Genomic DNA, 14,602 nt, shown 5'->3' with positions numbered 1-14,602 from the left:
AAGGCTCTCTTTTCGGCTTCTACAGTATATGTTTTACATGTATCTAATTATAAGAAAACAGGCTTTTAATCGAAAAAAAATATATTTCATATACACCATTAATTATACTCATTTTCATTAAAATTGTCTTAAATTACTAATAACTAATATTTTAACTAAAAAAAAAAGCATGATTTACAAGATATAGATATACACATATCTCACAAAACCATTTTCAATAAAAACTCCTCCCACCATGAAAAAAAATTACTTCTTAACAGTAATACTAATTTGCTGTACCATATCTTTTGGTTTTTCGCAAATATTTGACAACGACTGCTCCGCTCCAACAGAAGGTTGGACTTTTAATAGTATAGAACAACTAGATGAAACTTGGCGATTCAGTAACTATGATGATTATGTTATAAGTGAAACCTTCGGAGCTTATGAAAATTTAGAATTAGTCTCAAACCTAAGATCTAATGGAAATTACTTAATCCCTGCAACTTGTACAATCGAAATTTCAGATGACGGTGGATCTACTTGGACTGCTGGTTCATATACTGTAATCACTGTAGAAGACACCAACACAGACTACATCTACAACATAGGCACACTTTCTGGAACCAATAATAAAATAAGATGGAAGCAAACTGCTGGAACCATACGACTACAAATTAACAACATTACCCTAACAGGAGAAAGCTATACTCCAGCACCCGAAATTGATATAGAACGTAACACAGGGGCCACAATACCAAATGGATCTATTGCAAGTACAGGTTACAACACCATTTTTGCAGAAACCTCGATAGGCAATGCGACATCTCCAAAAACATACAACATTAACAATGAAGGTACAGCAAACCTGAATATAACAAGTATAACATCTTCTAACCCTTTAGAGTTTCCGGTTTCAATAATCCCTGTGCCAACAACACTTTTGCCAACAACAATTGCAGCAGATACGAAAGAAGAATTTGAAATTACATTTTTACCCATTGGAGCAAGCACAAGAACAGCCACCATAACTATTTTAAGTAACGACGCAGACGAAAGTCCTTATACTTTTGAAGTACAAGGAACTGGAGATTGCGTATCAGCCTCTCTTTCGCTTTCGCTTTCTGTTGACCAATTGGTACCAAAGTCAATATAACATCTTCAGAAGGTAATTTTGGAGGCTCAACCACAGCTACCATAAATGGGATTTTGGCAACAGTAAACGTAAGCTCATCATCAGAGTTAGAAGTGACTATTCCGCTGGGAGCAACCACAGGAAGTATTGTTTTACAAACGACTTAGGCTGTGTAAACTCTGTATTTTTTACTGTTATAGATCAATTAATTTCTAGTTTCGAAGGAAACGCTACAGCACCAAACGATTTATTTATTAGTGAAATTACAGATAATGGAGATGGATCACATTCTTATATCGAAATTTATAACGGTACGGGAGCTAGTGTAAATTTATCTGACTATGAAATTAGAATACATAATAACGGTGGTGCAGCTGCAACAAGTACAATTTCTTTATCAGGAACTATAGCAAACGATGATGTATTTGTACTAGCAGTTGGAGGTAGTCAAGCTACAGATGCCAACGCCACTCACGGTTATGATCAGGTTAGTGGTGTTGGAGGTGTTAATGATGATGATAACATTAGACTTTATAAATCTAACACTTGGATAGATCTTTGGGGAGACACCTCTGGAAATGCATTTACTGTCGCTTCTAAAGACTACACCTACAGAAGAAAAACACAGGCATCACAGCACCTAGTACAACCTGGAACGATAGTGATTGGGATAGTTTTACACCTGTAGATTATAGCGATATTGGGACTTATGATTTTTCTACAGGAACCGCCCCTATAATAAACAGCATTACAAGCATCGCTACAGCGTGTAACGAAAGCACTCTAAGCATATCTGCAACCGAAGGCTATGCTGGCGGAAATGCATTACTATATTATTGGTATGCATACAATCCAGATAGTCTTTTAGGATGGCAAAGCATATCTGATGGTGGTATTTACACCACCTCAAGCACATCTCCAGATTTAGTTATTTCTGATGTGAGTAGTGTTTTAGACTATCAGTATTATTGCGAAGTAAGAGAACGATGCCTTATGTTATGAATCTTCTAATGCCACACAAGCCGTTTTAATAGGTGCAACTTGGAATGGTTCTGATTGGACCTGGGATGATGGTACAGTAATAAACACAATGCCTACATTAAGTACCAATGTTATTATCAATTCAGATTACGACACTTCTACAGGAGGCCACAAACCAGTTTCGAAGCTTGTAATTGTACTATAAACGCATCGAACACATTAACTATAGAGATAACACCTACGTTACAGTTGATAATAATCTTACTGTAAACGGAAATATTATTGTTAAAACAGACGGTTCGTTTGTACAAGTTAACGATGATGCCATTATAGGCGGTAATGTATTAACCGATAAAAGTAAAATTAAAGTTGAAAAAGAAACCTCAAACCTAGGGTCTGCTGAAGAATACACCTATTGGAGCGCTCCTGTTTTTAATGAAACCATAGGTGATGGTTTAGCAGAAGCAAACACCTCTAGAACCTTTTGGTATAATGGACAAAATTATTTAGATGCCACTAGAGAAGTTGCTAATGATAACACTACACTAGATGGACAAGATGATGTGGATGACAATGGAGATGATTGGCAATATGCAACAACGGCAACTGTAATGGCTCCAGGTGTGGGGTACGCTGCCACACAAAACTCGTCAGGTACTTTTCCTGGGCAATTCACATACACTTTTGAAGGTGCATTTAATAACGGAATTTATAATGTCCCAATATACAGAAACGATTCAGAGACTAATGATAACAACTGGAATTTAATAGGAAACCCTTATCCCTCTGCTTTAGATGCTGATTCATTTTTAGCAGAAAACACAAATATAACTCAAACCATTGGAGCCATTTACCTTTGGTCTCAAACCACTGCTGCAGACAAAAATAGCAATGGTAACCAAGGTTATAATTACGCACAAAGTGATTACGCTATTATTAATGGAACTGGACAAACTATGGGAGGAGATGGTGTAATGCCAACAAGACATATTCCTTCTGGCCAAGGCTTCTTTGTATCTATGGATAATGCAGCTGCTTCTACTGTAGTTTCAGGCGATATTAAAACTACAAACGTCGTTTTTAACAATAGCATGAGAGTCACAGGAAATAACGCTAAGTTTTCTAGAACAACAACCACAGATGAAGCCAACAAATTATGGGTAAATTTAACTACCGATAACGGCGTAGCAAACCAAATTCTTGTTGCTTATTTAGATGGAGCTTCAGACAGCGAAGACGGTACCTTTTACGATATTAAACGAGGGACTTACGAAGACGTTAATGCTGTAATATATTCGTTTATACCAACATCGCCAGAAGCTAAATATGTCATACAAGCTAAACATTCAAGCAGTTTATCTTTAGAAGAAGTGATTCCGTTTGGTTTTAACACATCCATAGAAGAGCCTACAATTTACACCTTTTCTATTCCTCAAACTGAAGGTGCTTTTATGAATGGAAACGCAATATATTTAAACGACAAATTTCTTAATGTTGTACAAGACATTTCTGAAAACAACTATGCATTTACCTCGGATAGTGGTGTTTTTGATGATCGTTTTGAAATTATGTTTACACCAATGACGCTTTCTATAGATGATGCTATGCTTTCTTCTAACGACATTAGAATTATAGAATTAAAAAGCGGTGAAGTAAAGATTTATACAAACAAAAATGTAACCATTACAAATGTTGAAATTTCAGATATGCTAGGTAGACGTATTTACAACTTAAAAGGAGATAGCTCTAGCGAAACATATAACTTATCTAGACTTAGCCAAGCAGCTTACATCGCTAAAGTGACGCTATCTAACGGACAAACAATTAGCAAAAAAGCGGTGAAAAAAAATTAAATTTTTAGAATAAAAACGAAAAAGCCTCATTTAATAATGAGGCTTTTTTTATAATGTATATTTAAGAGCTAATATTAAATTTCTACCTGGAGCAGAAATTCCCGAAGAATATGGTCTGTAACGTTGATCTGTGATATTCTCTAAACTTGCTGTAAATAACAATTCAGAGTTAAATTTATATTTGTGTTCTTAAATTCAAGGTATACCAAGATGGCGAGTAGGGATTACCATCTGCATCGCTAGTATAAATATAATCTTTACTTTGTTCTGAAGGTGCTAAATCTGTATACGACATTTCATCATTATAAATAGCAAATGCATCAATAGTAATCTTGTTACGCTGCCAAGTAAGATGTGTATTTCCAAAATTAGGAGCGGCGTGTCTTAACGAATATTGCTCACCTTCTTCTACTTCATAACCACCAATAACATTATACTGGGGTTAGTTTTAGAGCTTCAGAAAAATGAATTTGTAGTCCTGCCTCAAAACCATAAATACGAGCTTCGGCAGCATTTTGCATAGCTTGCACACGACTTGACTCACCATTATAATCGATATACGTGTTTCCGTTTAATTCAAAATCACTACGCACCAAAGCATCGTCTAAAAATGTATAATATGTTGCTGCATCGATAATTATTTTATTATCTAAATTAACACAAACACTTAAATCTCCAGTGTAGGCATATTCAGGATTTAAATCGTCATTAGGAACCACAACAGCACCGGGTTCAGAATCGAAAACCTTACCAACATCATCTATATTTGGTGCTCTAAATGCGGTTGAAAAATTTAATTTCCATTGTATCACTTCCGCAGGAATCCAACTTATTCCAGCTGCTCCTGTTAGTGCTCCTGTATTAATTTTGGCAGTATCGAAAGGCAAGTCTAAAAACACATTGTTTTCTGTAAAATCTGCATGAGCAAATACATGATTATAACGTAAGCCTGTTTGCAAAACAAACTGCTCGCTTGGCTTATATTTTAAGTTTGCATAAGCAGACATAGAAGACCAATCTGAACCGTTAGGATATCTTGAAATAGCATCTACAACGGTATTATCTTCAATATTTTCTTCTTCACCATAAGAATGTACTTTATTAAAAACGTACTCTAAGCCATAAAACAATTCTGTTTTTAAATTGAGCTCTTTTTCTAAATCTATGTTCGCGGAAATGGCATCTACATGTTCTTCTGTAGAATTTCTAATTGAAGATTGATAATCGCGATCTATTCTGCTTTCCTGAAAATTTTGATATGCTACATTAGCCTGAAGTTTATCGTAAAAATTCGAACTCTTGTTAATTTTTGTGACTTGAAAATTAGACATAAACCAACGTTGCGGGCCATAATTCCATTCAGCAGAACGTAAGTGATCGTCTTTATATCTTATTAATCTGTCGTATCTTGAATAATCCGAGGTTGCAGAATAATACAAACCTAGATCGTAACTTAAGTCTTCATTTGGTGCAAATCTCACTTTTTGCATCAGGTTAATTTGGTTATATCCTGTAGGATTTTGAACTTTAGGGTTTGGATTCTCGACAGTACTATCTACTCCATTTTCTGTAACCACATATTCTGTACGTAAATACTCGTCCGGACCATGACTTCCCATTCTTAGATCGTCAAAATCTGTATAACTCACACTTGTTAAAAACGCCCATTTTTTTAATCCGATATTAAAATCTACATGCCCTGTTTTTTCATTATTAGCCGTTGCATAACGTACTACTGAATTGGCAGAAAACTCCTGATTATTTACAAAAGCTAATTGCGGTTTTTTAGTATAAAAACTCATAACACCACCAATGGCATCACTACCGTAAACCACAGATCCCGCACCTAAAATAACTTCTGTATTCTGAATGGTAAAAGGATCTATTGAAATTACATTTTGAAGATTTCCAGATCTAAAAATGGCATTATTCATTCGTACACCATCAACAGCAATTAACAATCTGTTAGTAGACAATCCACGAATCATTGGACTTCCGCCACCTAACTGGCTTTTTTGCACATATACATTTCCTGTGTTTGCTAAAAGATCTGCACTGGTTTGCGGATTATTAATTGTGATTTCATCTGCAGATATTGACACCACTTTCTGAGGAATATCACGTTTCATTTGTCCGAATTTAGATGCCGAAATTAAAACCTCATCTAACCCTTCTGTAGAAGGTTCTAAATATATTTTTGAAATATTACTTAACTCAGATTTTGCTATAGAAAACTCAATAAAAGACAAATGCTTAAAAAAAAGCACATCGTTATTTACAAACGCTTTTAAAGAAACAACACCTTCTATATTGGATATTTCACTCTGTGTTTTATCTATATTAAAAACGGCTACACCAGAAATAGGTTCTTGGGTCTGACTGTTTAAAATAGTAATATTTTGAGCTTGAATTGAAAAGGATAAAAGAAAAAGTAATCCTAAGAGTAATTTTTTATTCATATAGAATAATTAGGTCGATTATTAATTAAATACTTGACTAAAAATGGCTAACGATTTTGGTTCTCTAAAATGCCCAAGGTGCAATTCGTAATACAACAGTAGCATATCTAAGAAAGACTGTCGCTGTTTAGAATTCATTTTCATCGCCTCTAAATCATCAAAAAGTATGCCTAATGAGATCTTAAAATACTTTAAATTATCTCCCGTTATAGAATATATACTGGTGGATTGTTTTTCGAATTGACCGGTAGACAAATTGAAGTAATTATAATTACTATGCGTTGTATCTGGAGAAATTCCTAAAAACCGAGTTAACTGTGCTAAAAACACCAAATGAAAGTTTGCAGGATCTGAGGTTTCATCTAAAACTAGAAGTGTAGATTCTAAAAACTCGAACAACTCTGTATCTGCCTCTTCTTCTTTTAAAACAATAGCCAAAACATCGGCTAAAAACATAACAATTGTACTTTTTATAACTTGCGTGTGCAAAGTAGCATACAATACATTTATTTTGACATCTTTTAGTGTTTGTAAAGACCTGTTTTGTTTAAAATCTGCTTCTATTTGAATTTGAGACAACAACTGAAAATAAGCTACTCTAGCTTTACCTTTTCTACTTTTTAAAACGCCACGAAGCAAGAAACTTACAATTCCAAACTCTTTAGTATAACAGCTTACAATAAGATCGTTATCTCGATACTTAAGCTTAGATAATACAATGGCACTTGAAGAATAGAACATTAGCGAATAATCATTAATTTAAGCACTTTAGTTTCGAACGTTTCGGTATCGGACAACATGATTATATACACGCCTGAATGCACCACATTATTAGCCAAGTTTCTACCATTCCAAAACGCTGTTCCGCCATCAATTTCTAAATTATAACCACTATATCTTGAATTCACGTTAGATTGTGCTTCTGCAACCAGATTACCTTCAATATCTGTAATCTTAATATTTACACTATCTGTAAGTCCTTTAATCTTTACTAAATCTTCTGTAATATTAAATGTTGGTCGTACTGGATTAGGGTATACATAGGCATCTTCATAAGAATCTTCGGTAGACGAGCTTCCTGAATTGTATGCAACAAGACCACTTTCGGTAGCAATAAGTACTTTTCCGTTAGAATTATCAATACTAATATCTGTAATATTATCTGATGGTAATGGTGAGTTATCTTTTGTGAAATGAAAAATAGTTTCCTGACCGTCTGACGATAAATAATACACGCCTGAACCAAAAGTTCCTATCCATTTATTGTTAGAACCATCTACTTCTATACTTGTAATATACTCTAGAGACAACAACTCACTCGCAACACCATCGTCTAAAACAACTATTTCACTAACTTCTACTGTACTTGCGGTAAAAAAAGTAGAGGTATTATAAAGTACACGTAATCCTCTAATTGTACCTATCCAGATTTGATTTTGATTATCTATTGTTACAGCAGTTACAACAGTAGTAGGCATATTTTGAGACTCTTCACTTAAGCTTCTAATTTGCGACGTTCCCGATTTATAATCGTAACCAACCAATCCGTTTACGTAACCACCAGTCCAAACCACTCCAGAATTATCTATAGCGATGTCTGAAAAACCCCATTCACCATTTACACCATCGGTATATAAACCTTCAAAACTATAAGACTTCCATGCTCCTGTATCAGGATTGTAAGACTTTAACGGACTAGACACACGGCCACTTAAACTCCACAACAAACCATCGCTATCGAACGTAGATGGATTAACACGAATATCTGTTGAACCAGCAACCTCAATAGGTTCTAGTCCGCTATTTGTTTCATCGTGTAATGTTGTAACCACATCTGCTTCCACTTCTAAAATTCCATCGTAAAAAGAACTAATAAAAACTTGATTTACCTTATTGGGATTAATACTTATGTTTGTTAAGTTTTTTGCACCTAAAATACTGTCTGTTGGAATATTTTTCCAAGTTTCATTTTTTAGATGACTAATCCCACGAGTTCTAATCGGAAAAGGATTATAACTAACGCTATAGTCGCCAAAAGTAACCCAAACGTTATTATACTCGGCTTCTACAGAAAACGGAGAATTCATTAAAGGTCCGTCTGGATGAATTTCTTCAAACGAAAACGTATTTCCTATAGCCGTTTTTAAAACGCCATAACTATCTGATCCTATATAAAAATCATCTACCGTAGTAATTGCAGAAGTATAATTAGTACTAAAATTACTATTAGTACCTACTTCTTCTAATAAACTAAATGTACTAGAATATAAATACACATGGTTTTTGGTGGTAACGACAAGCTCGTTATTAGCAGATTTAACATCTAAAGGCGTGTTAGGAAAAATATATAAATTTGTAAGATTTGATCCGTTAACTTTAAAAATTGCACGACTAGTATTTACAGCATACACATTATTAGATACAGCTTCTACAGCACTAAAATTACCAGTAGCTAACGTAGTCCATTGGCTATAATCTATTAAATTACTATTTGCTACTTCTGCACGCTTTAATCCTGTATTATCCATACAGGACGCATATATATACCCATTGGATACTGTAGTTTGTGTAACTATAATCTGACTTCCTCCATTTCCAATATAATAGGTGTCTCCAAACTCTAATCTGTTTAAATCGTATACAGAAACGCCGTAATTTGTAGATATATACAGTAAACCGTCATATTCATTAAAATGATTAATTTGCTTATTTACCGAGGGAATAGTAGACTTCTCTACAATATCTACAACGCTTAATACTTTAGAGTCTTCATCTAAAACAATTTCTATTAAACCACTTTCATAACCAATAACCAAAGCCTTATACGCAGTACTATAATGAAGTGTAGAAATAACTTCTCCAGCAAGCCCCTGTACTGTAGAAAGCGAACTGGTTTCTTGAGTTAAAATATCGTATACAAAAACAGCATTCTCTGCAACCGCATATATTTTATCTGAACTAGCCGTTACATCTTTAATATTGTTATACGAAAAATAACCTTCCCAAGAATCGGAATAATCCTGTGCCATTACAATTAAAGGACACACTGCCAAGAAAAGGATAAGAAAACGTTTAAACATAGATGATTTTTAATGTTTCAAATATATTTATAAGTAACGAGTTTTATAGCAAAATAATATATTAAAGAAAAAAGCTTCTTGTAACAAGAAGCTTTTTAAAGTTTTAACCGAGATTATCCTTCAAACCCCATATCATCATCTCCCCCTTCACTACTTTCGCGACGGTCTTGACGACTTTTTTGCTGATTAAATCTGTATGTGAATGCTAAATTAAATGAACGTTGTCTGAATTGAAAATCGTTATCACTAATATAAGTTTCTGTAGTAGAAAGTCTTGATCTTCGCATTGAATTAAAAACATCACTAACGTTAAAAGTTATAGATGCATTTTTATTAAACACTTCTTTACTAAACGCTAAACTACTGTAAAACATACCGTCTGTTTTTGTTTGAGCATCTTCAGATGGGCCACGATACATAATTCGTGTTTGCCAATCGATTTCCCCAGGCAAGGTCACTTTATTATTAAATCTTATAAACCAACTTAAGTTATCTGCATCAAAATTAACACCATTATAATCGCCTCGAGTAATAGAATTATAGAAATTAAAATTACCATTCATATTCCATTTCTTACTTACTCTATAGGTAGCGGTAAGCTCAAACCCATAACGATCGTTAGTTGCTAAGTTAATTGGAGCACTTTTAATTACTGGTATTTCTGTACCTCCAACCAATACTGTTTCTCCTGTTGCTTCTGTAATAAATGTAAACACGTCTGTGGCATGTTGAAAATAAATTGAAGAATTTAAAGTTACTTTTCCTAATTTATTTAAATATCCTAAATCTACTGCAGAAGAATAACTAGGATCTAAATCTGGATTTCCTTGAAACAAACTTGTTGTACTACTTCTAGACGGAAACGGATTTATATAACGCGATCTTGGTCTTCTAATTCTTCTATTATACCCTAGCATGATACTTTGATCTTCAGAAATTTCGTAGCCTAAATTTATTGTAGGAAATAATCCTAAATAATCTTTATCGTCGTAATCATCACTTGTTTTCTGATCTATTACGATTCCAGTAGACTCCATTCTTAATCCTAATAAGTAAGAAAATTTATCTTTTATTTTATTTCCGTATTGTGTATATACAGCATTAATACGTTCTTTATAAATTAAATTATTGCTTACATCGGTATCTGTCACAAATGCATCTCCCTCATAATAAGCTAATGTATAATCTGTATCTAATGTATTGAAGTTTCCACGGTAACCAAACTCAAACTGACTATCGTCTCCTAACGGAAGTACATAATCTGCTTGTAATAGAAGACGATCTTGATCTTCTAAAGTGCTTACTTGTTCAGAATCTAATCCGTTTTCAGTAATAAGTGAGTTTTCATCTTCTGATGTATTTTCATATTGAAAATCGAATGTTAATTTATGACCTGGTTTATCTCCAAACTGCTTATCGAAATTTAAAGCATATTGAACCGTTTTATCGTCTTCAGTTTCCGGATCTAAACGAAACGTTTCATTTAAAATATCACCTACGTTATCAACCTCAAAAATATCATTTTTTGTTTCTGTAGTGTTATCGCTATCTTTATAAAATACAGATCCCGTTACAGATGTATTATCGTTAATATACCATTCTACACCTAGATTGGTATTGATTCCTTTTCTAACTCTATCGTAATCGCGATATTCATTTAAATATGTATTAGGAGAATCGTCTATAATATTCCCATCATCATCAAACTCTGAATTAAAATATTCTGTTTTTGTAGTAGATTCTCCAGGAGATTCTTTGTAAGAATACCCTGTGGTATTAAAGAAATTAAAATTTCCTGTACGGTAATTAATATTCCCAGAAATACCTGCAGCATTTGGATATCCTGTGTTTGCTGTTATAGAACCATTAAGTCCTTGTAGCTTACTTCGTTTTAAAATAATATTTAAAATCCCTCCTGTTCCTTCTGCATCATATCTTGCAGATGGAGACGTAATAACCTCTACACGCTCAATTGCATCTGCTGGTAATTGATTTAATGCTTCATTAGAACTTAAACCAACTAAACCTGATGGTTTTCCGTTAATTAAAATAGTTACATCATCATTTCCTCTTAAAGCAATATTCCCTTCAACATCTACAGAAACTGAAGGTACATTATCTAAAACATCACTTACAGTTCCTCCGCTAACGGTTAAATCCTGACCAACATTATACACTTTTTTATCGAGCCTAATATCTACGGTAGTTCTTTCTGCTATGATCTCTACCTCATCTAAAGACTCGGTATCTAACGCTAAACTAATATTACCTAAATCGGTGTTTTTTAATAAACTTCTTTTTAGAAGTGATTGTTTTTTAAACGAAATATATTCGAAAGACACATTGTATGTTCCTGCAGGCACCGTTATACTAAATTTACCTTTACCATCTGTGATACCTCCCGTAACGACGGTATTATCTTTACTGTCTCTAAAAGCAACTGTAGCATATTCAAGAGGAAGACTTGTTTCCTGTTCTATAACATGCCCCGTTATAGTAACATTCTTAACGGATTGTGCTTGTACATTAAAGCATAAAATAAAAAGAAGCAGAGTAGGCACTACTTGTTTTACAAAATTCATGTGATGTAGTTTTAATTAAATAAGACCGCAAGAAACAAAATTGGTTTAACCTAAATTAGTTAAAAGATTGTTAAAACAAAAAAACCTCTAATTCTTGAGTTGAATTAGAGGCTTTAATATTTATAAAATATTGGTAATATCTTGCGGTGGCCTACCTATTATGGCACACTCTCCGTTTACAACAATAGGGCGTTCTATAAGTTTAGGATGCTCTAACATTATATCTATAATTGCATTGTCTGTAAGATTTTCGTTTTTGTAATTATCCTTCCAAATTGCTTCGTTTTTACGCACCAAATCAATTGGCATAATATCTAACAAATTAATTATATGAGTTAATTCTGCCTTTGTAGGGACCTGTTCTAAATATTTTACAACAGTAAATGGTTTTCCTGAAGCTTCAAGAATATGGAGTGCTTCACGAGATTTACTACATCTGTTATTATGATAAATTGTAATCATGTTTAATTGTGATTATAAGTTATTAGTATCTTCTGTTTTTTGTCCCATCATCATTAAATACGATTTTAAAAAGGGCTCGATATGTCCATCCATAACAGCATCTACATTTCCTGTTTCATGTGCTGTTCTAACATCTTTTACTAGCTTGTATGGATGCATAACATAATTTCGAATCTGACTTCCCCACTCGATTTTCATCTTTCCTGCCTCAATATCTTCACGCTGTGCTAATTGTTTTTGTAATTCAATTTCATACAATTGTGATTTCAACATTTGCATTGCTCTAGATCTGTTATCGTGTTGCGATCTGGTTTCTGAACATGAAATTTGAATACCTGTTGGTTTATGAGTTAACTGAACTTTAGTTTCTACCTTGTTAACATTTTGCCCTCCTGCACCGCTAGAACGTGCTGTAGTAATTTCTATATCTGCGGGATTTATATCTATTTCTATGGTATCGTCTACAAGTGGATAGACGTAAACAGAAGCAAAACTAGTATGGCGTTTCGCATTACTATCAAACGGAGAAATTCGCACTAATCTATGTACTCCATTTTCTCCTTTTAACCAACCAAAAGCAAAGTCTCCATCAAGCTCTAAAGTCACCGTTTTTATACCTGCAACATCGCCTTCTTGATAGTTTAACTCTTTAACTTTAAATCCGCTTTTTTCTGCGTACATTAAATACATACGCATAAGCAGACTTGCCCAATCACAACTTTCTGTACCTCCTGCTCCTGCAGTAATTTGCAGTACAGCACTTAAACTGTCTCCTTCTTCAGACAACATATTTTTAAACTCGATGTCTTCTAAAAGTTTTTGTGCATTTTCGAATTGTTCAGTAACTTCTTCCATAGAAGAATCACCTTCTTTGTAGAACTCGTACAAAACCTCTAAGTCTCCTACGAGTGTGGTTGCAGTATTAAAATCTTCTACCCACTTTTTTTTAACACGAAGCGACTTCATTACTATTTCTGCTGCTTTGGAGTCGTTCCAAAAATCAGGATCGAAGGTTTGTTCTTCTTCGTTTTGTATTTCTATAAGCTTGGCATCTATGTCAAAGATATTGCCTTAACGACGTAAGGCGGTGTAAAAGATCTTTAATTTGATCTGCTGTTATCATATATATTTTATTTTACTCAAAAGTACTACACTTTTTTTCAAGAAATAAATATGGAAGCAATTTATTGCTCGTATGTTACCTCGACAACACATTTAGATGTCTTCTCGCCATAAGAAAACAACAGTTGTTTTAAAGGCTCGCAGTCTTTATAATCTCTACCATGAGCTACTTTAATATAGTTATGATCTGTAAGTAAATTATTTACAGGATCTAAACCAATCCATCCTAAATTAGGCACTAAAACTTCTACCCAAGCACACATTTGCGAATCTCCCAAAAGTCCATCGCCTTGGTGTAAATATCCAGAAACATAACGTGCAGGAATTTTATTAACACGTGCAATAGCACATAACAAATGTGTAAAGTCTGGACTTAATCCTTTCTTTTTTTCTATAACAGTTTCTAAAAGTGTTTCTGTGGTGGTCTCTCCTGCTTTAAAAACTATATATTTATGTACCCAATTATTTAATCTTTTTAAATTATCTAAAATACTTTTAGAGGTATCAAAATCAAAAAGACTAACTTGTTCTTTAGGCAAAGTGGTAAGCTCTGTCGTGTTTAAAAAGGCTTCATAATCTACCTGAAAATCAAGTTCTTTAAGCGCTTTATAACCATCTTCAATTTTATATTTCGGATCTATTTTAAGCGGATTATCTTTAGTTTTTGTCAATTTAAAAACAGCTTCAAACGTAAGAGACTCAAAAGGTTTCTTGGTGTGAATTCTTGCCGTTTCAAAATTATAGCCATTTATAGACTTCTCTATTACAGCATCATTAGACACTGAAAACACTCCAGAACTTAATTCTTGAGTTGAATTATTTTGGGGTGTAACGATATATTGCCAAAACGATTCGAAAACAGGATTTTCATAAGTATTTACGCAAGAATATTTTATTGTATAGTTGTACATCTTTTAAGAAAATTAGGATTTCAAATTAAAACAATTTA

The 14,602-nt window shown here is 33.7% G+C and carries 10 protein-coding genes; 3 read left to right on the top strand and 7 right to left on the bottom strand.

Going from position 1 to position 14,602, the window contains the following annotated elements:
- Positions 1-235 precede the first annotated feature (235 nt).
- The 3 genes from GQR95_RS06245 (at position 236) to GQR95_RS06235 (ending at position 3,948) form a co-directional block, all read left to right on the top strand.
- Positions 236-1,135: a hypothetical protein gene (locus GQR95_RS06245; RefSeq protein WP_159022348.1), complete on the top strand. Its 900-nt coding sequence runs from the start codon at positions 236-238 to the stop codon at positions 1,133-1,135.
- Between the two features lie 175 nt (positions 1,136-1,310).
- A complete protein-coding gene (locus GQR95_RS17075; protein ID WP_370514549.1) occupies positions 1,311-1,802 on the top strand; it encodes a lamin tail domain-containing protein in 492 nt (163 codons plus the stop codon).
- Between the two features lie 487 nt (positions 1,803-2,289).
- On the top strand, positions 2,290-3,948 hold the full coding sequence (locus tag GQR95_RS06235; protein WP_159022347.1) for a T9SS type A sorting domain-containing protein: 1,659 nt from the start codon (positions 2,290-2,292) through the stop codon (positions 3,946-3,948).
- A 431-nt stretch (positions 3,949-4,379) separates the two neighbouring features.
- Here GQR95_RS06235 and GQR95_RS06230 read toward each other — a convergent pair whose 3' ends face one another.
- The 7 genes from GQR95_RS06230 to GQR95_RS06200 all read right to left on the bottom strand — a co-directional run bounded on the left by GQR95_RS06230 (position 4,380) and on the right by GQR95_RS06200 (position 14,564).
- Entirely contained in the window at positions 4,380-6,407 is a 2,028-nt protein-coding gene (locus tag GQR95_RS06230) for a TonB-dependent receptor plug domain-containing protein (RefSeq protein WP_370514535.1), read from the bottom strand.
- Positions 6,408-6,428: 21 nt separating this feature from the next.
- Positions 6,429-7,148, bottom strand: a complete 720-nt coding sequence (recO, locus tag GQR95_RS06225) for a DNA repair protein RecO (RefSeq protein ID WP_159022346.1) — start codon at positions 7,146-7,148, stop codon at positions 6,429-6,431.
- Positions 7,148-9,487 carry an ABC transporter substrate-binding protein gene (locus GQR95_RS06220; protein ID WP_159022345.1) on the bottom strand — a complete coding sequence of 780 codons (2,340 nt, stop codon included), beginning with the start codon at positions 9,485-9,487 and terminating at the stop codon, positions 7,148-7,150. The genes recO and GQR95_RS06220 overlap by 1 nt, the downstream gene beginning before the upstream one ends.
- A 113-nt stretch (positions 9,488-9,600) precedes the next feature.
- A complete protein-coding gene (locus tag GQR95_RS06215; RefSeq protein ID WP_159022344.1) occupies positions 9,601-12,069 on the bottom strand; it encodes a TonB-dependent receptor domain-containing protein in 2,469 nt (822 codons plus the stop codon).
- Positions 12,070-12,189: 120 nt separating this feature from the next.
- Positions 12,190-12,531 carry an arsenate reductase (glutaredoxin) gene (gene arsC, locus GQR95_RS06210; protein ID WP_159022343.1) on the bottom strand — a complete coding sequence of 114 codons (342 nt, stop codon included), beginning with the start codon at positions 12,529-12,531 and terminating at the stop codon, positions 12,190-12,192.
- A 12-nt stretch (positions 12,532-12,543) separates the two neighbouring features.
- Positions 12,544-13,654, bottom strand: a protein-coding gene (gene prfB / locus GQR95_RS06205; protein ID WP_159022342.1) for a peptide chain release factor 2 whose coding sequence is annotated in 2 segments (ribosomal slippage) — positions 12,544-13,590 and positions 13,592-13,654 — 1,110 coding nt in all. Because the reading frame shifts where the segments join, the coding sequence is not laid out codon by codon here.
- A 61-nt stretch (positions 13,655-13,715) separates the two neighbouring features.
- The gene (locus tag GQR95_RS06200) at positions 13,716-14,564 is read right to left on the bottom strand and encodes a transglutaminase family protein (RefSeq protein ID WP_159022341.1); all 849 of its coding nucleotides are present in this window, start codon (positions 14,562-14,564) and stop codon (positions 13,716-13,718) included.
- Between the last annotated feature and the right edge of the window lie 38 nt (positions 14,565-14,602).

It is taken from the genome of Formosa sp. L2A11, from assembly GCF_009796865.1.
GTDB lineage: Bacteria > Bacteroidota > Bacteroidia > Flavobacteriales > Flavobacteriaceae > Formosa.
The sequence above is the reverse complement of the archived record's forward strand: the minus strand, read 5'-3'. Positions and strand labels throughout refer to the sequence as shown.